Here is a 24569-nt window from a genome sequence, read left to right as displayed (position 1 = left end):
ACAGCAAAGCCAGACACGGAACGCCTTGCCGAAACATACTCATTCATTGTAGGACAAGAAATGATAAATGTCAATACATATTTTCGAAAAAAGAGTGGAAAACTAGAAATAAAATGTCAGATTGCTTTGAATCTGCAGGAAGAGGAGGTTTCTATGCTGGAAAGATACAACATTCGGACGGACCTGGCATTGGAAGAGCGGGAACGGTTTGAAGAAGATCATGTGGAAATCGCAGGTGTGGAAGTAAAAGAAGAATATAATGAACAATTGGAGATGAAGGTAACTACAGTGAAAGTTACAACGGAAAATGGGGCGAAGACAATGGGAAAGCCGGTCGGAACATACATTACTGTCGAAGCGCCTAATATGGCTGTGCCGGATGAAGATTATCACAGAGAAATTTCAAAAAAACTTGCAGAATATCTTGAAAAAATGATTCGGAAATATATTAAGCAGGGAAATGTTTCAAGAGAAAAAGAGTTCAGCGTTCTTGTGGCAGGCCTTGGAAATCGGCAGGTGACGCCGGATTCGCTTGGACCAAGAGTAGCAGAGCAGCTTCGGATTACAAGACATATTGTAAAGGAATACGGAAGATATGCCATGGGAAAAGAAAAAGTCTGTCTTGTGAGCGCGGTTGTTCCGGGAGTCATGGGGATGACAGGGATGGAGACAGTGGAGATTCTAAAGGGGATTGTGGAAGAAACAAAGCCGGATATTGTGATTGCGGTAGATGCGCTGGCAGCCCGCAGCAGTAAAAGGCTGAATCGAACGATTCAGATTGCAGATACGGGGATACATCCCGGCTCAGGTGTGGGAAATGCGAGATGTGCGTTAACAGAAGAAACACTTGGTATTCCGGTAATTGCAATTGGGGTGCCTACAGTGGTAGATGCGGTGACGATTGTGAATGACACAATGGAAAATCTGCTGAAGGCCCTGGAAACTTCAGAAATGCTAAAAGGCGTGGGGCTTGTGCTTCAGGGGTATAATGCAGCAGAAAAATATGAGCTGATACGGGAATTGATCTCACCGCATCTGAATGGACTTTATATGACACCAAAGGATATTGATGATACCGTGGGACGCATTAGTTTTACTATTTCAGAAGCGTTGAACATGTTACTGTCTTCGGCATGCTGAATGCATTTAAAATATAGTAGAGAAAGAAGACAAATGCATAAAAAAATGGTATGATAAGCAGTAAGTACAATATGCTTAAAGAACGAAAGAGAAAAGGAATGGTAAGTATAATGAGAACAGTTACATTGGGAAGTACAGGAATTACAGTGAATAAAAATGGATTTGGTGCATTGCCGATCCAGAGAATTACAGACGAAGAAGCCGTGAAGCTGCTTCGTAAAGCATATGATCACGGAATAGATTTTTTTGATACTGCGAGGGGTTATACAGATAGCGAAGTCAAACTGGGGCAGGCATTTGAAGGGATGCGGGATAAGATTTATATTGCTTCCAAAACAATGGCTGTGGATGTGGAAGGGTTCTGGAAACAGCTTGAAGAGACACTCTCAAATCTGAAAACAGATTATCTTGATATTTATCAATTTCATAATCCGGATTTCTGTCCGAAGCCGGGAGATGGAAGCGGACTTTATGAAGCAATGCTGGAAGCAAAAGCCATGGGGAAAATCCGGCACATCGGTATTACAAACCATCGTCTTGCAGTAGCAGAAGAAGCAATCGAGAGTGGACTTTACGAGACATTACAGTTTCCGTTCAGCTATCTTGCGTCTGAGAAGGAGTTTGCGCTTGTGGAAAAATGCAGAGAGGCAAATATGGGATTTATTGCAATGAAAGGTCTGGCAGGAGGGCTGATCAATCATTCGGCTGCAGCCTATGCATTTATGATGCAATATGATCATGTACTTCCAATCTGGGGAATTCAGCGAGAGCAGGAGCTGGACGAATTTTTAAGCTATCAGGATGAGGAGCCGGTATTGGAAACGGTACAGCATATCATGGAAGCTGACAAAAAAGAACTTCAGGGAGATTTCTGCCGGGGATGCGGATATTGTATGCCGTGTCCGATGGGGATTGAGATTAATAACTGTGCGAGAATGTCACTGATGATTCGAAGAGCACCGTCGGCTGCTCAGTTGACAGAGGAGATGCAGGCGAAGATGAAATTGATTGAATCTTGTATCCACTGTGGACAGTGTGCGAAGCGTTGTCCATACGGACTGGATACGCCGGCTCTTCTTGCAAAGAATTATGAAGACTATAAAGAAATTCTGGCTGGAAAGGAATACTAGCAGATATATTTTGAATGTCGGACGCATATCTTATTGTGATACCGGATTAATTTTCCGGTAAATATCACTGGAAAAGCAAGTGGAGTGGATGAGATGTGCATAGACGTATCAGTATAAGTAAAGCCGGAATCGTAATTGTCAGTACGCTGCTGATCGGATGGGCGGTCAATGCCATAGGAATTACGATTCCGGAGGAATGGCAAAAGCAGGTAAGGAAAAGTATTGGTTCAGGTGCTCAGGATCTGTTCTTGCCCGGCCTCACTTATTTGGGAAAACAAAAGTGGAGTATGAAAGAATTTGTGCAGCAGAGCACGGCACAAATGATGCCTCTGGGGAGTTTTGTGGGAGGCGCAGCAGTTTATGAGACTGAGGTAGAGGATGAAGAGACTTATCAAAAGATTCTGGAACAACAGGCGAAAGACGAAAATGAAGTAGATGAGCAGGGGAAACTTGTGGAGCATGAAAATACAATTTTGCCTGATGTGCCGGAAACCGGAGGTTCATCCCTTGACACTTCGATAGAGGCGCTGAGAAATTTTGATTATCTTCTGGGGAATTTTTATACAGTGGACCGCACAACAATGATTGGACCGGAACAATTGAATGCGGATGATCTGCTCGGACGCAATATGAAACTGACCGGAACGGGAGAAGGTCCTAAAGTGTTGATTTTTCACACACATTCTCAGGAAACATTCGTAGATTCTATTCCGGGTGATCCGGGTACGAGTATTGTGGGAGTCGGACAATATCTGACAGAACTTCTCAATGCGAAAGGGATTTCGGCAATACACCATGATGGGATATATGATCTGATCAATGGAAAACTAGACCGAAGCAGCGCTTATGAATTTGCAGAAGAAGGGGTGCGGAGCATATTAGCGCAATATCCTACGATTGAAGTTGTGATTGATCTTCACAGAGACGGAGTGCGCGAAACAACACATCTTGTAACAGATATTAATGGGAAACAGACTGCTCAGATTATGTTTTTTAATGGTTTGAGCCGGACGAGAGAAAAGGGAGATATTACTTATCTGCCGAATCCGTATATACAGGATAATCTGGCATTCTCTTTGCAGATGCAGTTAGCGGGGGAGCAGATGTACCCTGGATTTACAAGGAAGATTTATTTGAAGTCTTATCGATATAGTCTCCACATGATGCCGAAATCTCTCTTAATAGAAGCAGGAGCACAGACAAATACCGTAGAAGAAATGAGAAATGCAATGGAGGTACTGGCATCTATGCTTCATAAAGTACTGGCGCCTTAGAAAAAATGAAATAAGAAAACGAGTCAGCCGCTGACAGAGATACCTGTCAGCGGTATTTATGTGCGCAGAGATCTACAGAAAGAAATAATTTGAAAAGAGTTTCTGAATATGTTAAAATATTTTGTTATATGAGGTTGTGCCAAATGCATAACCGGGAGAGATTGCAGATGAGTTTTGGGAAAGGGTAGAGAGCATGGCAAAAAAAAATACATATGACGCAGATAGTATTTCGATTCTGGAAGGCTTGGAAGCCGTTCGGAAACGACCGGGGATGTATATAGGAAGTGTATCAACGAAAGGTCTGAATCATCTGATTTATGAAATTGTGGATAATGCAGTAGATGAGCATCTGGCAGGTTACTGTGATACGATTCATGTAACACTTCACAAAGACGGTTCCGCAACAGTGGAGGATAATGGCCGTGGTGTTCCGGTAGGAATGCATCAGAAAGGTGTATCCGCAGCTCGTATTGTATATACCACACTGCATGCGGGAGGAAAATTCGATGATTCAGCTTATAAGACAAGCGGTGGGCTGCACGGTGTTGGTTCGTCGGTTGTCAATGCCCTGTCTGCCCATATGGATGTGGAAATCAGCCGGGAGGGATATATTTACCATGATGAATATGAGCGCGGAGTTCCGGTAGTGGAGCTGCAGGAGGGGTTGCTTCCGGTTATCGGTAAGAGCAAAAAGACAGGTACAAAGGTTAATTTTCTTCCTGATCCGGAGATTTTTGAAAAGACGAGATTCCGGGAAGAAGAAGTGAAAAGCCGCCTCCATGAGACAGCCTATCTGAATCCAACGCTGACAATTGTATTTGATGATGAACGTCAGGAAACACCGGAGCATGTTGTATATCATGAACCGGAAGGCATTATTGGTTTCATTCAGGACTTAAATAGAAAGAAAGAGACGGTACATCCTCCGGTATATTTTAAAGGAGAAACTGAAGGGATTGAAGTGGAAGTGGCATTCCAGTATGTGAATGAGTTCCATGAGAACGTGCTGGGCTTCTGCAATAATATTTATAATGCAGAGGGAGGAACACATCTGACAGGATTTAAGACGACTTTCACAAGTGTAATGAATCAATATGCAAGAGAAATTGGCGTGCTGAAGGAAAAAGATGCCAATTTTACAGGAACAGATGTGCGTAATGGAATGACAGCCATTGTATCGATCAAACATCCTGATCCGAGGTTTGAGGGACAGACAAAAACAAAACTGGATAATCCGGATGCGGCCAGAGCAGCAGGAAAAATCACAGGAGATGAAATCGTACTTTATTTTGACCGGAATTTAGAAGTATTAAAAAAAGTGCTTGCTTGTGCAGAAAAAGCGGCAAAGATCCGCAAGACAGAAGAGAAGGCGAAGACGAATCTATTAACAAAGCAGAAATATTCTTTTGACAGTAATGGAAAGCTTGCCAATTGTGAGAGCAGAGATGCGAAAAATTGTGAGATTTTTATTGTGGAGGGAGATTCTGCCGGCGGTTCCGCAAAAACAGCGAGAAATAGAATGTATCAGGCAATCCTGCCAATCCGCGGTAAGATTTTAAACGTGGAAAAGGCGAGTATAGATAAGATTCTTGCCAATGCAGAAATCAAAACGATGATTAATGCATTTGGATGTGGATTTTCAGAAGGGTACGGAAATGATTTTGATATCAGTAAACTTCGTTACGATAAAATCATTATTATGGCCGATGCGGATGTGGACGGAGCGCATATTTCAACATTGCTGCTTACGTTATTTTATCGGTTTATGCCGGAATTGATCTATGAAGGACATGTATATATTGCTATGCCGCCCCTTTATAAGGCGATGCCAAAGAAGGGAGAAGAGGAGTATCTCTACGATGACAAAGCATTGGAGCGGTATCGCAGAACACACGAAGGGCCATTTACACTGCAGCGCTACAAAGGGCTTGGAGAGATGGATGCAGAGCAGCTCTGGGAGACAACGCTGAATCCGGAAACCCGTATGCTGAAACTTGTAGAAATTGAAGATGCAAGAATGGCTTCCAGCGTAACAGAGATGCTGATGGGAAGCGAGGTGCCGCCGCGGAAAGCGTTTATTTATGAAAATGCCCGCGAAGCAGAATTAGATGTTTAACTGGATAGAGTGATAAATATAGAAGGAGAAGCGAATAAAGATGCAGGAATCTCAAATTATAAGAACGGAATATTCGGATGTGATGCGGAAGTCTTATATAGATTATGCTATGAGTGTCATTGTATCAAGAGCCCTTCCGGATGTGAGGGATGGCTTGAAACCGGTGCAGAGACGGACGCTCTATGATATGCATGAACTCGGAATCCGGTATGATAAACCTTACCGAAAATGTGCGCGTATTGTCGGCGATACGATGGGTAAATATCATCCTCATGGGGACAGTTCAATTTATGAAGCCCTTGTTGTGATGGCGCAGGAATTTAAAAAGGGACAGATCCTTGTAGACGGACATGGTAATTTTGGTTCTATCGAGGGCGATGGCGCTGCGGCTATGCGTTATACGGAAGCAAGGCTTACAAAATTTACGCAGGAGGCATATCTGGCAGATCTGGATAAAAATATCGTGGATTTTGTTCCGAACTTTGACGAAACAGAAAAAGAACCGGAAGTGCTTCCGGCGAGAGTTCCGAACCTTCTTGTCAACGGAGCAGAGGGAATTGCCGTAGGTATGGCGACAAGTATTCCGACGCATAATATGGGCGAGGTAATTGATGCAGTCAAAGCTTATATGAAAAACAGCGATATTACAACAAAACAGCTGATGAAATATGTCAAAGGACCGGATTTTCCAACAGGAGGCATTGTCGTAAATAAAGATGATCTGCTGAATATCTATGAGACAGGAACAGGGAAGATTAAGATCCGCGGTAAAGTGGATGTGGAAGAATTAAAAGGCGGAAAAAAACGGCTTGTGATTTCAGAAATCCCATATACGATGATCGGAAGCGGAATCGGAAAATTTTTGAATGATGTCTGTGCGCTTGTAGAGGCGAAGAAGACCAATGATATTATTGATATTTCTAACCAGTCTTCCAAAGAAGGAATCCGTATTGTACTGGATCTTCGGAAAGATGCGGATGTAGAGAATCTTAAAAACATGCTCTATAAGAAAACGAGACTGGAAGATACTTTTGGTGTTAATATGCTTGCTGTATGCGATGGACGTCCGGAGACAATGGGACTGAAATCAATTATTGAACATCATGTAGATTTTCAATTTGAACTTGCTACGCGCAAATATAAAACGCTGCTCGCAAAGGAACTGGATAAAAAAGAAATTCAGGAAGGCTTAATAAAAGCGTGCGATGTGATTGATTTGATCATCGAAATCCTCCGGGGCAGCAGCTCTATTAAAGATGCGAAAGAATGTCTTGTGAACGGTGTTACAGAACCAATCAGGTTCCGGAGTAACGTGTCAAAAAAAATGGCTGCTATGCTGAGATTTACAGAGAGACAGGCGACAGCGATCTTAGAAATGCGTCTTTATAAGCTCATTGGCCTTGAAATTGAGGCGCTTCAGAAAGAGCATGAGGAAACACTGCGAAATATTGGGCGCTATGAAGAGATTTTAAATCATTATGATTCTATGGCAGAAGTGATTATAGAAGATCTGGAGTATTTGAAAAAAACATATGGAAGAAAGCGCCGTACCGTTGTAGAGAATGCAGAGGAAGCGGTTTTTGAGGAAAACAAAATTGAGGAGCAGGAAGTAGTGTTCCTGATGGATCGTTTTGGATACGGAAAGACAGTGGAAACATCCGTATATGAGCGAAATAAAGAAGCGGCAGATTCTGAAAACCGGTATGTGATTCATTGTATGAATACAGGAAAACTATGTCTGTTTACGCATGACGGAAAAATGCATCAGATTAAGGTGCCGGATATTCCGCATGGAAGATTCCGGGATAAAGGACAGCCAATCGATAATATCAGTAATTATCAGAGCAGCGAAGAGCGCATCGTATTTTTATGTGAGGAAGAACAGTTCCATTCAGGAAAACTGTTGTTTGTAACGAAAAAAGGGATGATGAAGCAGGTGGATGGAAAGGAATTCCTGGTTGCAAAGCGAACAATTCAGGCGACAAAATTAGGGGAGGATGATGAACTGATCAGCGTACAGGCGGTGAGTGAAACGCAAAATATCGTGCTTCGTACAGAAGGAGATATGTTTTTGAAGTTTCCGGTGTCGGAAGTGCCTGAGAAGAAAAAGGGCGCCGTCGGAGTCAGGGGAATCCGACTTCAGAAACAGGATACACTGGCAGATGTATATCTGTTTGAAGATGGTGTGGAAACAAAAATACCATTTAAAGAGCGGGAAGTTCTTCTGAACCGTTTAAAGATGGCGAAGCGTGACGGAACCGGAACGAAAATGCGAAGTTGAAAAAAGAATAAGAATAAAGTTGTATTATCATAAAAACAAATAATACTGTGCTATTTGTACAAAAAATCGATAGAAAAAATCGAAGTTAGTTTGCGAATACTGACAAAGTATTCTATAATATATAAGATATACTTTCAATGAGGGGGAAGATGAAATGTGCAATATAACTTTCAACGAAAGAAATAAACAGTATCTTGAACAACTGGCGGAAGGAATGGCAGAGTATCTGACAAAAGAAGAGAATGTAGTTTTTCAGAGAGAAATTCTTGAAAATGCGTTACAGTATACAGTTCGGAAATTATACGGAAAGCAGGGACTGGACAATGCGGTAACTGTACATCGCAACAAGAACAGTTATGTAATTCCCAAGTGGCAGATTGTATATATTGAAAGAGACAAGCGTGACACCTACATTTATTTGGGAGGCGCTGCTGAACCATTAAAAGTATCAGATAAATTAGATGACGTGGATCGGTGGATCTGTGGAGAGACTTTTGTGCGATGTCATAATAGCTTTATTGTGAATCTGAATTATATATCACAGTATTCTAAAACCAATTTTCTGATGAAGAACGGAGCAGAAATTCCCATTAGCAGAAGCCATCAGAAGGAAGTAAAAGAGAAGTTTCTAATGTGGGAAAGTCAGCGCCGTTTTTGAGAATACATTAGAGGGGGGGAGAAACGTATGTATGAAATTATGAGTGCTGACGAGGCAATACGTCTGATTCGGGACGGAGACTGTATTTGTGTGAATTCCTTTGTGGGGATTGAAAGCCCGGTGGAACTCCATGAAGCTCTTTACAGGCGTTATCAGCGAATGCAGTCGCCAAGACATTTGACAGTCGTTTCCAGCGCGGGATTTGGCGTCTGGGATGAGGAGCGCAATGCGGAAGGATACATTCGAGAGGGAGCGGTAGACCGATTGATCTGCGGACATTTTGGTGCAATGCTGAGTACAAAAAAACTTGTACTGGAAGATAGATTTGAAGCATATAATCTTCCGCTTGGATGTATTTCACACGCGATCCGCGCCCAGGCAGGAGGGCTGCCGGGAGCGCTTTCGAAAGTAGGACTTGATATTTTTGTAGATCCGAGAAGAGAGGGACCGGGGATCAACAGGCTCTCAATCGATACCTCTCTTGTGAAATATGTGGAAGTGGATGGAGAAGAGTTTCTGTATTATAAGCTTCCGAAGATTACGGTGGCGCTGATCAAAGGTACAACAGCGGACAGGAAGGGAAATATTTCTTTTGACAATATGTTTATGTCAGGAGATGCGCTGTCAATCTGTCAGGCGGTAAAAGCAAATCACGGGAAGGTGATCGTACAGGTAGATCAGCTTGTAGATACGCCATCTCGTCCGAGAAATGCAATTATTCCGGGGTGTTTAGTGGACGCGATTGTGGTAACAGAACCGGAAGAGCGCAATGAGGCTTATACTGCATTGACAGGAAGTTTTGAGATTCCATATGAAGAATGGGATGCATGGAATGAGAAAATTGATACGGCATCAGAAAAGCCGCTGAAAAACAGCGCTGCAGGAAATATTATTGGCAGAAGAGCTGCAAAAGAGCTTAGAGTAGATGATATTGTCAATATCGGTATTGGAATTCCGGAGATGGTGTCCAGACATGCGAAGAAAAATGGTATGCTGGATATGGTAACTCTTACGGTGGAATCCGGAGGGATTGGCGGATTTCCTGTTTCGGGAGAGGCGTTTGGAGCTATGATCGGAGCAGCCTCTGTTTATGATATGGCGAATCAGTTTGATCTATATAATAATGGCGGGCTGGATATCTGCTTCATGGGAGCATTGGAAGTAGATAAAGAGGGAAATGTGAATGCACATCGAAGTGACGGAGCGTTTGCCGGAATTGGCGGCTTTGCCAATATTACAGCAAAAACACCTACGGTAGTGTTCTGTATGACATTTAATACGAAGGGATTAGAAGTTACACAGAAAAAAAGAGTTGTAAGTATCCAGCGCGAGGGAAGTGTGCCGAAGTTTGTGGAGCGAGTGAAAAGTGTCAGCTTCTCGGCGAAGCGGGCAATTGCAAATGGGCAGAAGGTATTATATGTGACAGAGCGCTGTGTCTTTCGATTGACACCGAAGGGACTAAAGCTGATTGAAGCATATCCGGGCGTAGATGTGCAGAAAGAGATTATTGAGCGGATTCCGTTTGAAATAGAAGTGTAAGAACCGAAGACAGGATTAAGCGAAAGCTTAGCCGTCTTAGCAGGTTCTTGCAGTGGAATTTCCGGAATATACTTGCTTTTTGCGCATGAGTGTGCTAGACTATTAATAGTTACATAAGAATTTGGCAGAAGAGTGGACGTGAGTTCACTCTTCTTTTGTGAAATGGGAAAGGAGATTTGAAATTGGCGAAAAGAGAAATCTACGAACAGAAAACAGAAGAACTGTTGCTGCCGATTATTGAGAAGAACCAGTTTGAGTTGGTGGATGTGGAATATGTGAAAGAAGGAAGCAACTGGTATCTGCGGGCGTATATTGATAAACCGGGAGGTATCACGGTGGATGACTGTGAGGTAGTAAGCCGGGCGCTGTCAGAACTCCTGGATCAGAATGATTTTATCGAAGACAGCTATATTTTGGAAGTAAGTTCACCGGGGCTTGGAAGACCGTTAAAGAAGGAGAAGGATTTCCAGAGAAGCCTTGGAGAGGAAGTAGAGATTAGGACTTACCGGGCCATTAACCGCCAGAAAGAATTCATTGGAGTTTTGAAAGGATACGATAAAGAAAGTGTAACGATCGAATATGAAGATGAGACAGAACAGACCTTTTTAAAAAGTGATATTGCGCTGATCCGTTTAGCATTTGATTTTTAGGATATAAGTTATAAAGAACAGGGAAACAAGGAGGAATCATTAATGAATACAGAGTTATTAGAAGCGCTTACTATTCTTGAACAGGAAAAAGATATCAGCAAAGAGACATTACTGGATGCCATTGAAAATTCACTGATCAATGCATGCAAAAACCATTTCGGACGCACAGATAATATTAAAGTCATCATGAATCGGGAGACATGTGAATATTCTTTATTTGCTGAGAAAACAGTTGTGGAGGAAGTGGAAGACGATCTGCTTGAAATCAGTCTTGCCAATGCAAAAATGATCGATTCTAAGTTTGAACTTGGAGACATTGTACAGATTCCGATTGAATCAAAATCATTCGGACGTATTGCAACGCAGAATGCGAAGAATCTGATCCTTCAGAAGATTCGGGAAGAAGAAAGAAAAGTTGTCTATGATCAGTATTTTGAGAAGGAAAAGGATATTGTAACAGGTATCGTTCAGCGCTATGTAGGCAAGAATATCAGTATTGATCTCGGAAAAGCAGATGCAATGCTGACAGAGAATGAGCAGGTAAAAGGGGAAGTGTTCAAGCCAACAGAACGCATTAAGCTATATGTAGTGGAAGTGAAGAATACGACAAAAGGACCGAAGATTCTTGTGTCAAGAACACATCCGGAACTTGTGAAACGTCTTTTTGAAGCAGAAGTAGCTGAAGTGAAAGACGGCATTGTGGAGATTAAGAGCATTGCCCGTGAGGCAGGTTCTCGTACAAAGATTGCCGTATGGTCTAATGACCCGAATGTAGATCCGGTAGGGGCATGCGTTGGAATGAACGGTTCCAGAGTCGGTGCAGTTGTATCAGAACTTCGCGGTGAAAAAATTGATATCATTAATTGGAGCGATAACCCGGCAATCTTAATTGAAAACGCATTAAGCCCGGCAAAAGTAATTTCTGTTATGGCAGATCCGGATGAAAAAACAGCAAGCGTGATCGTTCCGGATTATCAGCTGTCACTTGCAATTGGTAAAGAGGGACAGAATGCCCGCCTTGCAGCAAGACTGACAGGATATAAGATCGATATTAAGAGCGAGAGCCAGGCAATCGAATCCGGAGAACTTCCAGAAAACTACATGGATATGGGAATGGAAGAATATCAGGAAGAAATGACAGGTGATGAATTTGACGAGCAGTAAGAAGATACCTATGCGAAAATGTGTCGGCTGCCAGGAGATGAAAGCAAAGAAAGAAATGATCCGTATCGTAAGGACAGAGGAACAGGACTTCTTGCTGGATGCAACCGGAAGAAAGAACGGACGGGGAGCCTATATCTGCCCGTCGTCGGAATGTCTTGAAAAAGCAATCAAAAACAGGGGATTGGAACGGTCATTTAAACAGGCGATTCCAAAGGAAGTATATGACGAATTGTGTAAGGAGATGAGTGTGCTTGAGTCAAGATAGAGTGTTATCATTTTTGAGCCTTGCTGCAAAAGCCGGTAAACTTGCAAGCGGCGAATTTTCTACAGAAAAGGCAGTAAAAGAGGGAAGAGCTCATCTGGTATTTGTAGCAGGAGATGCTTCAGAGAATACGAAAAAAAAGTTTCGGAATATGTGCGAATTTTATGAAGTACCGATTTGTTTTTATGCAGATAAAGATACATTGGGGCATGCAATGGGCAAAGAATTCCGCGCATCGCTGGCCGTTGTCGATGAGAGCTTTGCAAAAGGCATAATAGAGAAGCTGAACAGGATGAATGAAACAATTGCATAGAGGAGGCAGACGTATGACAAAACTACGTGTACATGAATTAGCGAAAGAGCTTGATAAAACAAATAAAGAAGTAATGGATGTTCTGAAAGAAAAACAGGTGGATGTAAAGAGCCATATGAGTACACTTTCAGAAGAAGAAATCGATCTAGTGAAGAAATCTATCGGAGGAGCAAAAGAAGATAACTCAGATGCTCCAAAGAAGAAGAATATTGTTCAGGTGTTCCGTCCGCAAAATACACAGAGCGGCGGAGGTCGTCAGGGAGGACGCCAGCGCCAGAATCAGAACAATAACAATGGCAATACCGGAAGAAGAAATGATGGAGAACAGAAATTCCAGAAGAAAGGCCGTCCGGATAATGCACAGGGACGTGACGACAGCCGCCGCGACAACCGTCAGGGAGATAACCGTGCGGGACGTCCGACCGGTCAGGGAAGACGCGACGACAGCCGCCGTGACAATCGCCAGGGAGATAACCGCGGCGAGAGAAGAGACAATTTCCGGGGAAATGAAAACCGTGGCGAGAAACGCGATGGATTCCGCGGAGATAACAGAAGAGATAATGACCGCAGAGATAATTTCCGAGGAAATGAAGGACGTGGCGGAGACGGCAGAAGAGACGGAGGACGCCGTGACAGTAACCGCCGTGACAGCATGCCGGCAATTCCGGCACCGGCAGTGGCAGAACAGAAACCACAGCGTCAGAAAGCAAAAGATAATTATAAATCCAAAAAAGAGAAAGATTACCGCAATAATAATGAGGAGCAGGAAGAACGGATGTCCAAGCTAAGCAAACCGGGCAAGAAGCAGAGTGCTCCACAGAAACCGCAGCCAAAAGAAGAGAAACAGGAAGAACAGGTAAAAGTAATTACTATTCCGGAAACAATTACGATTCAAGAACTGGCAGAGAAAATGAAACTGCAGCCGTCAGCAATCGTGAAGAAGCTGTTTATGCAGGGCAAGATTGTGACAGTAAATCAGGAAGTAGATTTTGATACTGCCGAAGAGATTGCAATGGAATTTGATTGTCTTGTAGAGAAGGAAGAAGTCGTAGACGTGATCGAGGAACTTCTGAAGGAAGAAGAAGAGGACGAAAAGAAAATGAAAAAACGTCCGCCGGTTGTCTGCGTTATGGGACACGTTGACCATGGTAAGACATCTCTTCTGGATGCCCTTCGTGATACAAATGTGACAGACCGTGAGGCTGGCGGTATTACTCAGCATATCGGTGCATCTGTTGTAACAGTAAACGATGAGAAAATTACATTCCTGGATACACCTGGACACGAAGCATTTACAGCAATGCGTATGCGTGGTGCATCTTCTACAGATATTGCAATTCTTGTTGTAGCAGCAGATGATGGTGTCATGCCGCAGACAGTAGAGGCGATCAACCATGCAAAAGCAGCAGGAATTGAGATTGTAGTTGCGATTAATAAGATTGATAAGCCAAGCGCAAATATCGATCGTGTAAAACAGGAACTGACAGAATATGAATTGATTCCGGAAGATTGGGGCGGAAGTACAATCTTTGTACCGGTTTCTGCACATACTGGCGAAGGAATTCCGGAATTAATGGAAATGCTCCTTCTGACAGCAGAAATGCTGGAATTAAAAGCAAATCCAAACCGCCGTGCAAGAGGTCTTGTGATTGAAGGCGAGCTTGACAAAGGAAAAGGACCGGTTGCCACAGTGCTTGTACAAAAGGGTACGCTGCGTATCGGAGACTGTATCGCAGCAGGATCTGCACACGGTAAAGTAAGAGCAATGATGGATGATAAGGGACGCCGCGTGAAAGAGGCAGGACCTTCTGTTCCGGTTGAAATCCTTGGACTTGATGATGTGCCAAATGCCGGAGAGGTATTTGTAGGATGTAAAAATGAAAAAGAAGCAAGAAGCTTTGCTGAAACATTTATTGCACAGAATAAAGCAAAACTGCTTGATGAGACGAAAGCCAAAATGTCTCTGGATGATCTGTTTAATCAGATTCAGGCAGGAAATGTCAAAGAGCTTGGTGTTGTTATCAAGGCAGACGTACAGGGATCTGTAGAGGCAATTAAACAGAGTCTGATTAAATTATCAAATGAAGAAGTCGTAATTAAAGTGATCCATGGCGGAGTAGGTGCGATCAATGAATCTGACGTAATTCTGGCATCTGCGTCAAATGCAATTGTAATCGGATTTAACGTACGTCCGGATGCGGCTGCAAAAGATACTGCAGAGCGCGAAGGTGTAGATCTTCGTCTGTACCGTGTCATTTACAATATTATTGATGATGTGGAAGCTGCCATGAAAGGTATGCTTGATCCGATATTTGAAGAGAAGGTGCTTGGACATGCGGAAGTACGCCAGACATTCAAAGCATCCGGTGTTGGAACGATTGCAGGCTCTTATGTGCTTGACGGTATTTTTGAGCGTGACTGCAGTGCGAGAGTGATCCGTGACGGTATTGTAATTTTCGACGGTAAGCTTGCATCTTTGAAACGTTTCAAAGATGATGTAAAAGAAGTAAAAGCAGGTTTTGAATGTGGATTTGTATTTGAAAAATATAATGATATCAAAGAAGGAGACCAGGTAGAATCTTACAAAATGGTTGAAATTCCGCGATAGTGAAAAGGGGAAATCTGAATGAGAAAAAACAGCGTTAAGAATACAAGGGTAAATGCGGAAGTACATCGCGAGCTTTGCAGTATTTTAAGAGATGGGATCAAAGATCCGAGAGTAGCCCCAATGACATCGGTTGTAGCAGTAGAAGTAGCACCGGATCTGAAAACGTGTAAAGCCTATATCAGTGTATTTGGAGATGAAAAAGCCCAGGAAGATACGCTGAAGGGACTTCAGAGTGCGGAAGGGTTTATCCGCCGTGAGCTGGCGCATACGTTGAATATGCGAAACACACCGGAGATTAAGTTTGTATTGGATCAGTCTATAGAATATGGCGTAACTATGTCGAAGAAAATTGATGATGTAACAAAGCATCTGAAACGGGACGAAGTATCAGAGAGTGGTTCAGAAAACGGAGATGAGTAACATGTTAAAAGAAATGCTGTGCAATGTAAAAACAGTTGCAATCAGCGGTCATATCCGTCCGGACGGGGACTGTATCGGTTCCTGTCTGGGGCTTTGCCGCTATCTGAAAGATGAATATCCGCAGATTCAGACGGATGTTTATCTTGAGGAATTCAGACCGGTCTTCCAGTTTCTGAATGGTGCAAACGAAGTTCATCACGATGTAAAGGAAGCTCCGGTATACGATCTTTTTATCGCGCTTGACTGTGGAGACAAAGACCGGCTCGGATTCTCGGCAAAATTATTTGATGAGGCACGACATACGTTATGTGTGGATCATCACATCAGCAATCAGGCATTTGCTGAGAAGAACTATATTGTTCCGGATGCCAGTTCGACAAGTGAACTTGTGTATCGGCTGACGGAAGGTGCAGGAATCTCTAAGGAAGCAGCAGAAGCGTTGTATATGGGCATTGTACATGATACGGGCGTGTTCCAGTATTCCTGTACAGCTCCTGAGACAATGGAGGCAGCGGCGGCGCTAATGAGAACAGGAATTGACGCGCCGCGGATTATTGAAGAAACCTTTTTTCAGAAAACATATGAACAGAACCGGATACTTGGGAAAATGTTATTTGACAGCAGATTATATATGGAGGAACGCTGTATTGCCGTATCATTATCTATCGAAGAAATGGAGAAATTCCATGTAACGCCGAAAGATGTGGATGGTGTTGTCAGTCAGCTGCGTAATACAAAGGGCGTAGAACTGGCAGTCTTTTTGTATGAAGTTGCGCCGGGCGAATACAAAGCAAGTCTTAGATCTTCTGATAAGATTGATGTAAGCCTGCTTGCAGGAAAGTTTGGCGGAGGCGGACATAAGAAGGCGTCTGGGTTTAATATGAAAGAGTCGCCGGAAGAGATCATCCGTCTTGTGACAGAGGAAGCACAGATACAGCTTGCGGATTCGGATGAAGAAACGCTGCCGGAATCTGGCACAGCGGAGGAAGCCTAATGTATCACGGAGTCATTAATATTTATAAAGAAAAAGGATTTACATCTCATGATGTCGTTGCAAAATTGCGGGGGATCCTTAAACAGAAAAAAATCGGACACACAGGCACGCTTGATCCGGATGCGGAAGGCGTGCTTCCGGTTTGTCTTGGGAAAGCGACAAAATTATGTGATCTTTTGACAGAAAAAGATAAAGTATATGAAACGGTACTGCTGTTAGGAAAAAAGACAGATACGCAGGATATTACCGGAACAGTTTTAGAAGAAAAAGATGCATCAGGATTGACAGAAGAGAGGGTGCAGGAAGCGATTTTCTCCTTCGTTGGCGTGTACGATCAGATTCCGCCAATGTATTCTGCACTGAAAGTGGGCGGAAAAAAACTTTATGAGCTGGCACGGGAAGGAATTACTGTGGAGCGCAAAGCAAGGCAGGTAACAATCCACAAGATTGTAATCCAGAAGATTGAGTTGCCGAGAGTGTATATGGAAGTCAGTTGTTCAAAGGGAACGTATATCCGGACGCTCTGTCATGATATCGGTGAAAAGCTTGGAACCGGCGGCTGTATGGAAAAACTGCTTCGCACAAAGGTAGAGAGATTTCAGCTGAAAGACAGTATTCATCTGGAAGAAGTCAGAGAATTGGTGCTTTCAGGAGAACTGGATCAAGTACTGATTCCGATTGATGAAATGTTTTCTCAGTACAGGAAACTGACTGTTTCAGAACGGTATGAAAAACTTCTGTATAATGGAAATGCGCTGCCGGAAAAAACGGCTGGACAGATCAGCGCTTCAGGAGAAATCTATCGGATCTATGATCGACAGGGAACATTTATCGGTCTTTATCAGCATGATGAAAAAGGGCAGCAGCTAAAACTGCTCAAAATGTTCTGGGACAGAAATGAGAATGGATAAAAGAGGAAAAACAGATGCAGTGTATAGTAGATTTGGAAGACTATCAGGAAACGTGCGGCACTGCAATCACATTGGGAAAATTTGATGGACTGCATCGGGGACATCAGATTCTGCTTCGAAAAGTAAGAGCATATGCTGAAGCAGAGGCACTAAAGAGTGTGGCATTTGTTTTTGATATGTCGGTATTTTATCAGAAAATGAAAAAAGAATATCAAGTGCTGATGACGAAGGAAGAACGCAGGGAACAGCTGGAAGGACGAATTGATTGTCTGGTGGAGTGTCCGTTTACAGATGAGATTCGTACGATGGATGCAGAAGTATTTATTCGAGACATTCTTGTGGGGAAATTCCATGCAAAACGGATCGTAGTTGGAACGGATTATTTTTTCGGCTATCAAAAACAGGGAAACTACAGACTTCTGGAACAGTGTCAGGATAAATATGGCTATCAGGTCGAGGTAGTGGAAAAACTCTGGTATATTGACCGGGAAATCAGCAGTACCTACCTAAGAGAAGAAGTGTCAGCAGGGAGAATGAATGCTGTAGCAAAGATGCTCGGACATCCTTACCGGATACTCGGAACAGTGGAACACGGAAGGAAATTAGGAAGAAAACTCGGTATCCCAACGATGAATGTACCAATCAGCGAAGAGAAACTGCTTCCGCCGAATGGAGTATATGCAGCACAGGCTCATATGAACGGTATCTGGTACAGCGGAATTGCCAACATTGGAAGGAAGCCTACTGTAGAGCAAAATGGAGCTGTGCTGGCAGAAATCCATTTATTTGATTTCTCCGGAGATGCCTATGGCAGCAGAATTGAAATTGATCTGTATGATTTCCGCAGATCAGAGAAGAAATTCGATTCTATTGAAGCATTGAAAAGCTGTATGCAGAAGGATATTGCATATGGAAAGCGTTATTTTTGTACTGCAGGGAAGCAGGCGGAAGACAGTGAGTGATGTGAAAGTAAGAAAAATAAGGCTTGACAAATAGATGTGCGGCATGTTAAGATGTGCAGGTATGAGTAAGCCGGTGTTCAGTAGACGGATCACTCCGACCGCTGCTTAATGCCAGGTGTGAATTAGATAAAAGGAGGACTTGTGACAATGATCGCAAAAGAAAAGAAACAGGCTATTATCAAAGAATATGGAAGATGTGAAGGTGATACAGGTTCACCGGAAGTTCAGGTTGCTATTCTTACAGCAAGAATCAACGAACTGACAGATCACTTCAAAGCTAACCCGAAGGATCATCATTCAAGAAGAGGTCTTTTAAAGATGGTTGGACAGAGAAGAGGTCTTCTTGCATACTTAAAAGAAGTAGATATCGAAAGATATCGTTCTCTGATCGAACGTCTTGGATTAAGAAAGTAATCATAGAGATGATAAGGAAAGCGCTGGCGGATGCCGGCGCTTTTTCTAATAGAATTCCGGCATAAAGAGGATTCGGTTTTACCAAGAAATTCATATTGTAAATTGCATGTTTTTATTAAGTGTGATATACTAAATAAGATTGTGAACAGACAGAACACCCGAGACCACTGAAAAGCACATTTAGAAAATGTATTTTTCAGTAGTTTCGGTTATGACTGTCCACAAGAAAGAGAATTTAAGGAGAGAATATATGTTTAAAAAATTTGAAATGGAATTAGCTGGCAGAACACTGCGCGTAGATATCGGACGTGTAGCTGCTCAGGCAAATGGCGCAGCTTTTATGCACTATGGCGATACAGTGGTATTGTCTACAGCAACAGCATCAGATAAACCAAGAGAAGGAATTGATTTCTTCCCGTTAAGTGTAGAATATGAAGAAAAATTATATGCAGTTGGTAAAATTCCGGGAGGATTCAATAAAAGAGAAGGAAAAGCGAGCGAGCATGCGATTCTGACTTCCCGCGTGATTGACCGTCCGATGCGCCCGCTGTTCCCGAAGGATTACCGCAATGATGTTACATTAAACAATATGGTAATGTCTGTAGATCCGCAGTGCAATCCGGAAGTTGTTGCAATGCTTGGTTCTTCAATCGCAACTTGTATATCAGATATTCCGTTTGATGGTCCGTGTGCGGCAACACAGGTCGGTATGATTGACGGAGAACTGATTATTAACCCGACATTGGCACAAAAAGACGTATCAGATCTTCAGCTGACAGTTGCATCTACAAAAGAAAAAGTAATCATGATTGAAGCCGGAGCCAATGAGATTCCGGAAGCAAAGATGATTGAAGCAATTTTTAAAGCACATGAAGTAAATCAGGAAATCATTGCTTTTATTGAGACTATCGTTGCAGAAGTAGGAAAAGAAAAACATGCTTATGAAAGCTGTGCAATTCCGGAAGAGCTGTTTGCAGCAATCCGTGAGATCGTATCTCCGGAGGAAATGGAAGCAGCAGTATTTACAGATGAGAAACAGATTCGTGAAGAAAATATCCGTGTCATCACAGAGAAACTTGAAGAAGCATTTGCAGAAAATGAAGAATGGCTGCCTCTGATTGGAGAAGCGCTTTATCAATATCAGAAGAAGACTGTGCGCAAGATGATTTTGAAAGATCACAAACGTCCGGATGGAAGAGCAATTGAACAGATCCGTCCACTGGCAGCAGAAGTTGATATCATTCCGCGCGTACACGGTTCGGCTATGTTTACAAGAGGACAGACTCAGATCTGCAATATTTGTACATTGGCTCCGCTTTCTGAAGCGCAGAGACTGGATGGTCTGGATGAAACAGAGACATCTAAGAGATATATGCATCATTACAACTTCCCGTCATATTCTGTTGGGGAGACAAAACCATCCAGAGGACCGGGACGCCGTGAGATCGGACATGGAGCGCTTGCAGAGCGTGCGCTTGTGCCGGTACTTCCGACAGAGGAGGAGTTCCCATATGCAATCCGTACTGTTTCTGAGACATTTGAATCAAACGGTTCTACTTCTCAGGCCAGTGTGTGTGCATCCAGCCTTTCGCTGATGGCAGCGGGTGTTCCGATTAAGAAACCGGTTGCAGGTATTTCCTGTGGTCTTGTGACAGGAGATTCTGACGATGACTATATCATTCTGACAGATATCCAGGGACTGGAAGACTTCTTTGGAGATATGGACTTTAAAGTAGCAGGTACAAAAGACGGTATTACAGCAATTCAGATGGATATTAAGATCCACGGTCTGACAAGACAGATCATTGAAGAAGCAATTGCACGTACAAGAACAGCGAGATTCCATATTCTTGATGAAGTAATGAATCCGGTAATCGCTGAGGCACGCCCGGAAGTCGGAGAGTTTGCACCAAAGATCCGTCAGATGAAGATTGATCCGGCAAAGATTGGCGATGTCGTAGGACAGAGAGGAAAGACGATCAATGCAATCATCGAGCAGACTGGTGTTAAGATTGACATCACAGATGATGGCGTCGTTTCTGTCTGTGGTGTAGATGCAGAAGCAATGGATAGAGCGATGCGCATGATCGCTATTATTGTGACAGATTTTGAAGCAGGTCAGGTGTTCGAAGGAACCGTTGTCAGCATCAAAGAATTCGGTGCATTTGTTGAATTTGCACCGGGTAAAGAAGGAATGGTACACATTTCTAAGATTTCAAAAGAGAGAATCAATCATGTAGAAGATGTTCTGACACTGGGAGATCATGTGAAAGTGGTATGTCTTGGCAAAGACAAGCTTGGAAGAATCAGCTTCAGTATGAAAGATGTTGCAGAATAATATTATATTGTAAAGGAAGGACAGAAGAAATTTCTGTCCTTTTTTTGTTCTAATCTATACAGCATGTCTCATATACATGGTGTAAAGAGGTGACAAATATGAAAATAGAAAACAGGCAAAAAGAAAAACAGATTTTGAAAATTCTTCCGGCTGTAATCGGGCGTCTGATTCGGGAATCGAAGATTCCTTTTGAAGAATTAGAGGAAATAAGATTAAGGACAGGCAATCCGCTGATCTGTGTTGCGGGGAGTGGGGAACAGATGCTTCCTGACAGGAGAGATCCGCATATCGTAACGGGACAGGAACTTGCAGAAGCGCTGGAGTATGTGAGCCGCTATTCTTTTTATGCTTTTGAGCAGGAAATGCGTCAGGGATTTCTGACAATTGAGGGCGGACACCGGGTTGGTCTGACGGGAAAGGTTGTAATGGAGCAGGGAAGGATTAAGACGATGACTTATATTTCTTCCATGAATATCCGGATTGCCCATGAAGTAAAAGGGTGTGCGGAGCCGTTGATTCCGTACCTTGTGAAAGAGAAACGCATCAGTCATACGTTAATCATTGCGCCACCAAGATGTGGAAAGACAACTATTTTAAGAGATTTGATCAGAATTGTATCGAATGGTTCAGAGAAAGTAAAAGGATCGGCGGTAGGGGTTGTGGATGAGCGCTCAGAAATCGGAGGCTGTTATATGGGGATCGCTCAAAATGAATTGGGAATCCGGACAGATATTCTTGACTGCTGCCCGAAAGAAGAAGGGATGTTGATGCTGATCCGTTCAATGGGACCGGAGGTATTGGCAGTAGATGAGATTGGTTCCCAAAATGAAGTCAGCGCTTTGGAGTATGCGATGCACTGTGGCTGTCGCCTGATTGCCAGCGTACATGGGGAGTCATTGGAGGAAGTAAGAAAACGTCCATTTCTGTCGGAGCTGATTAAGCAAAAGCGATTTGACCGATATGTCATTCTGGAACACCAGGAGCATGCGGGACGTATCAGAGAAATTCTTGATGAAAATGGTGCAACAGTCATAGATGGAGAATTGTTATGTACATAAAAATGCTGGGGAGTCTGATGGTGCTTGGAGCATCTGCCTGGACTGGATTCTGGCTGGGAGATCGATACTATCAGAGAGTTGCTATGCTCCGTCAGTGGAGGAAAACGCTTTGTTTTATTGAAGGAGAGGTAAGATACTGTCAGGCTCCTCTTGCAGAAGTATTTGCCCGTGTCGGAAAACGCAGTGGAAAAAATTGTGGTCCATGGATGCTTTGGCTTTCAGAAGAACTGGAACAATACGAGGGGAAATCGTTTTGCCGAATTTGGGAGGACGGTGTCAGAAAATATCTGGAACATACTGCCTTGAAAACTTCAGATCTTGATCAGATCATGGAATTGGGAAATCAGTTGGGATTTCTTGATACAAAAATGCAGGAAGGATTGCTCTGTCAGGCAATTAGGCAGCTGGATTATGATATCGGGGAATTAGAACGTACGCTCTCACAGAAGCAGAGAGTCAGCAGACTGCTTGGAATCAGCGCGGGTATTTTCTGTGTTGTGATGTTTCTGTAGGAAGATAGAAAGGAGACATCGATGAATATTAACCTGATTTTCAAAATTGCAGCAGTCGGAATTCTTGTATCTGTGTTGACGCAGGTACTTAGGCACAGTGGAAGAGAGGAGCAGGCATTTCTTACAAGTTTTGCCGGACTGTTGCTTGTATTGTTCTGGATTCTTCCTTATGTACAGGAACTGTTTGAGACAATCCGAAAGCTGTTTTCGCTGTAAAAGGGGAAATGTATGAATATCATACAGATAGGAATTTTAAGTGTGGCTGGTGTCCTGCTTGCGCTGCAGATGAAAACCGGGCGGGAAGAATACGGAATTTATATTACACTTGCTGTAGGGCTTTGTATTTTTGCGGGAATTGCAGACAATTTAAGTCTGATTCTGGAGATTACCGGGCTGATGAAGGAGATTCTGGGAGAAAATGGCATTTATGTGGAAGTTCTAATAAAGATGCTCGGCATTACCTATGTCGCAGAATTTTCAGCAGGAATCTGCAGAGATGCAGGGTATCAGACCGTGGCAGCTCAGATAGAGATTTTTGCAAAAATAACGATTCTGGCGCTCAGTATGCCGATACTTCTGGCACTTTTGAAAACAATCCGGACATTTCTGGTATGACGGAGGAAATATGCGGACAAGAAAATGGATATGGCTGGTAATCAGTCTGACAGTCGCGGTACTGCTGCCGCAAAATGTAATGACTGTTCGCGCAGCACAGACAGAAGAGATTGCAGGATCGGAGGAGGAGACGTCCGTGCCTGTAGACGCTGTTCTGGAGAAATTGCTGCAGCAGTTTGAATTTACGGAATTAGAAGAACTGCTGAGAAAAATATTTCCGGAACAGCAGATGACTTTCCGGCAGCTTTTAGGGACGATTTTAGAAGGTGATCTTACACAGGCGGGAAAACTGCTCGGAATTTGGTTCAAGGACAGATTGTTTTATGAAATCCGCACAGGAAGAAATACGCTCAAACAACTTCTGCTGTTGGCGATTCTGGCAGCAATTCTGACAAATTTTTCCGGACTTGTGAGGAACCGGCATATTTCTGATATTGGGTTCTATCTTATATACTTGATGGTTATTACGCTGAGTGTCGGCTCATTTGCTGCAGTTCTTGAATCGGCAAAGGAGCATCTGCATTTGCTGACAGAGTTTTTAAAAGTACTGGCTCCGGTGTATGTTTTTGCGGTGGGACTGACATGCGGACTTACAACGTCAGCTATGTTTTATCACATGCTTCTTGTATTAATCTATTTGATTGAACTTGTAGCTGTCCAACTTCTGCTTCCGGTTATCCATGTACAGGTGTTAGTAGGAGTACTAAATAATCTAAGCGAAGAAGATTATCTGTCAAAGTTTGGAGAGCTTTTGGAGCTTGGAATTAAATGGACGATGAAGCTTATGTTATCAGGGGTGATTGGTTTGAATCTTGTTCAGGGGCTTCTGGGACCGGCACTGGATGCAGTGGGGCGCAGAACTATTTTCAAAGGGATTGAAATGCTTCCGGGAGTTGGAGATATCGTGGGAGGAATCGGGCAGATTGCGGCAGGAGCAGCAGCGCTTATTAAAAATGGAATTGGCGTAGGAGCGGCAATTATTTGTGTTATGATCTGCCTTGTACCTGTGATACAGACAGCGGTGCTTGTAATACTGTACAAGGGGGCGGCTGCGGTCATCCAGCCAATTTCTGACCGCAGAATTACAGACTGTCTGAGCGGAATCGGAGATGGTTTTCAGATGCTGCTGAAACTGCTTCTGATGTCAGGCATTTTATTTTTGATTACAATTGCGATTGTTGCGGCAACTACAGGAGCGGGAGGCATATAA

23 protein-coding genes are annotated in these 24569 nt (G+C 43.2%); all 23 read left to right on the top strand.

The features are described from left to right. The first annotated feature begins 153 nt into the window (after positions 1 to 153). Positions 154 to 1140, top strand: coding sequence for a GPR endopeptidase (gene gpr, locus KFE17_05090; protein QUO33123.1), 987 nt, complete (start codon positions 154 to 156; stop codon positions 1138 to 1140). 110 nt (positions 1141 to 1250) lie between these two features. Beyond that, positions 1251 to 2270: an aldo/keto reductase gene (locus KFE17_05085; GenBank protein QUO33625.1), complete on the top strand. Its 1020-nt coding sequence runs from the start codon at positions 1251 to 1253 to the stop codon at positions 2268 to 2270. 287 nt (positions 2271 to 2557) lie between these two features. Further along, on the top strand, positions 2558 to 3544 hold the full coding sequence (locus KFE17_05080) for a stage II sporulation protein P (GenBank protein ID QUO33624.1): 987 nt from the start codon (positions 2558 to 2560) through the stop codon (positions 3542 to 3544). Between the two features lie 193 nt (positions 3545 to 3737). Further along, complete coding sequence (locus KFE17_05075) at positions 3738 to 5660, top strand: DNA gyrase subunit B (GenBank protein ID QUO33122.1); 1923 nt, start codon at positions 3738 to 3740, stop codon at positions 5658 to 5660. 40 nt (positions 5661 to 5700) lie between these two features. Beyond that, positions 5701 to 7941, top strand: coding sequence for a DNA topoisomerase 4 subunit A (locus KFE17_05070; GenBank protein ID QUO33121.1), 2241 nt, complete (start codon positions 5701 to 5703; stop codon positions 7939 to 7941). A gap of 154 nt (positions 7942 to 8095) precedes the next feature. Then, positions 8096 to 8599 (top strand): LytTR family transcriptional regulator, encoded by a 504-nt coding sequence (locus KFE17_05065; GenBank protein QUO33120.1) that lies wholly within the window; start codon positions 8096 to 8098, stop codon positions 8597 to 8599. A gap of 27 nt (positions 8600 to 8626) precedes the next feature. Further along, on the top strand, positions 8627 to 10138 hold the full coding sequence (locus tag KFE17_05060; GenBank protein ID QUO33119.1) for a propionate CoA-transferase: 1512 nt from the start codon (positions 8627 to 8629) through the stop codon (positions 10136 to 10138). Positions 10139 to 10320: 182 nt separating this feature from the next. Beyond that, a complete protein-coding gene (gene rimP, locus KFE17_05055; GenBank protein ID QUO33118.1) occupies positions 10321 to 10788 on the top strand; it encodes a ribosome maturation factor RimP in 468 nt (155 codons plus the stop codon). Between the two features lie 42 nt (positions 10789 to 10830). Further along, the gene (nusA, locus tag KFE17_05050; GenBank protein QUO33117.1) at positions 10831 to 11952 is read left to right on the top strand and encodes a transcription termination/antitermination protein NusA; all 1122 of its coding nucleotides are present in this window, start codon (positions 10831 to 10833) and stop codon (positions 11950 to 11952) included. A 10-nt stretch (positions 11953 to 11962) separates the two neighbouring features. Beyond that, the gene (locus KFE17_05045) at positions 11963 to 12217 is read left to right on the top strand and encodes a YlxR family protein (protein ID QUO33623.1); all 255 of its coding nucleotides are present in this window, start codon (positions 11963 to 11965) and stop codon (positions 12215 to 12217) included. Then, positions 12204 to 12527 (top strand): ribosomal L7Ae/L30e/S12e/Gadd45 family protein, encoded by a 324-nt coding sequence (locus KFE17_05040; GenBank protein QUO33116.1) that lies wholly within the window; start codon positions 12204 to 12206, stop codon positions 12525 to 12527. The genes KFE17_05045 and KFE17_05040 overlap by 14 nt, the downstream gene beginning before the upstream one ends. A 13-nt stretch (positions 12528 to 12540) precedes the next feature. Next, positions 12541 to 15135: a translation initiation factor IF-2 gene (infB, locus tag KFE17_05035; GenBank protein QUO33115.1), complete on the top strand. Its 2595-nt coding sequence runs from the start codon at positions 12541 to 12543 to the stop codon at positions 15133 to 15135. 18 nt (positions 15136 to 15153) lie between these two features. Beyond that, complete coding sequence (gene rbfA / locus KFE17_05030; protein ID QUO33114.1) at positions 15154 to 15555, top strand: 30S ribosome-binding factor RbfA; 402 nt, start codon at positions 15154 to 15156, stop codon at positions 15553 to 15555. After that, positions 15548 to 16549, top strand: coding sequence for a bifunctional oligoribonuclease/PAP phosphatase NrnA (locus tag KFE17_05025; protein ID QUO33113.1), 1002 nt, complete (start codon positions 15548 to 15550; stop codon positions 16547 to 16549). The genes rbfA and KFE17_05025 overlap by 8 nt, the downstream gene beginning before the upstream one ends. Then, positions 16549 to 17460: a tRNA pseudouridine(55) synthase TruB gene (gene truB, locus KFE17_05020; protein ID QUO33112.1), complete on the top strand. Its 912-nt coding sequence runs from the start codon at positions 16549 to 16551 to the stop codon at positions 17458 to 17460. The genes KFE17_05025 and truB overlap by 1 nt, the downstream gene beginning before the upstream one ends. A 14-nt stretch (positions 17461 to 17474) precedes the next feature. Next, entirely contained in the window at positions 17475 to 18422 is a 948-nt protein-coding gene (locus tag KFE17_05015; GenBank protein QUO33111.1) for a bifunctional riboflavin kinase/FAD synthetase, read from the top strand. Positions 18423 to 18569: 147 nt separating this feature from the next. Then, positions 18570 to 18836, top strand: coding sequence for a 30S ribosomal protein S15 (rpsO, locus tag KFE17_05010; protein QUO33110.1), 267 nt, complete (start codon positions 18570 to 18572; stop codon positions 18834 to 18836). Between the two features lie 250 nt (positions 18837 to 19086). Then, a complete protein-coding gene (locus KFE17_05005) occupies positions 19087 to 21174 on the top strand; it encodes a polyribonucleotide nucleotidyltransferase (GenBank protein ID QUO33109.1) in 2088 nt (695 codons plus the stop codon). A gap of 98 nt (positions 21175 to 21272) precedes the next feature. Beyond that, the gene (gene spoIIIAA / locus KFE17_05000) at positions 21273 to 22232 is read left to right on the top strand and encodes a stage III sporulation protein AA (protein QUO33108.1); all 960 of its coding nucleotides are present in this window, start codon (positions 21273 to 21275) and stop codon (positions 22230 to 22232) included. Beyond that, on the top strand, positions 22223 to 22744 hold the full coding sequence (locus KFE17_04995; GenBank protein ID QUO33107.1) for a stage III sporulation protein AB: 522 nt from the start codon (positions 22223 to 22225) through the stop codon (positions 22742 to 22744). The genes spoIIIAA and KFE17_04995 overlap by 10 nt, the downstream gene beginning before the upstream one ends. A 21-nt stretch (positions 22745 to 22765) precedes the next feature. Beyond that, positions 22766 to 22960, top strand: coding sequence for a stage III sporulation protein AC (spoIIIAC, locus tag KFE17_04990; protein ID QUO33106.1), 195 nt, complete (start codon positions 22766 to 22768; stop codon positions 22958 to 22960). A gap of 12 nt (positions 22961 to 22972) precedes the next feature. Beyond that, a complete protein-coding gene (locus KFE17_04985; GenBank protein QUO33105.1) occupies positions 22973 to 23359 on the top strand; it encodes a stage III sporulation protein AD in 387 nt (128 codons plus the stop codon). A gap of 10 nt (positions 23360 to 23369) precedes the next feature. Beyond that, a complete protein-coding gene (locus KFE17_04980; protein QUO33104.1) occupies positions 23370 to 24569 on the top strand; it encodes a stage III sporulation protein AE in 1200 nt (399 codons plus the stop codon).

This window comes from Faecalicatena sp. Marseille-Q4148, assembly GCA_018228665.1.
Taxonomy (GTDB): Bacteria; Bacillota; Clostridia; order Lachnospirales; family Lachnospiraceae; genus UBA9414.
Note: the sequence above shows the minus strand (reverse complement) of the source record. Positions and strands in the feature narration are given on the sequence as shown.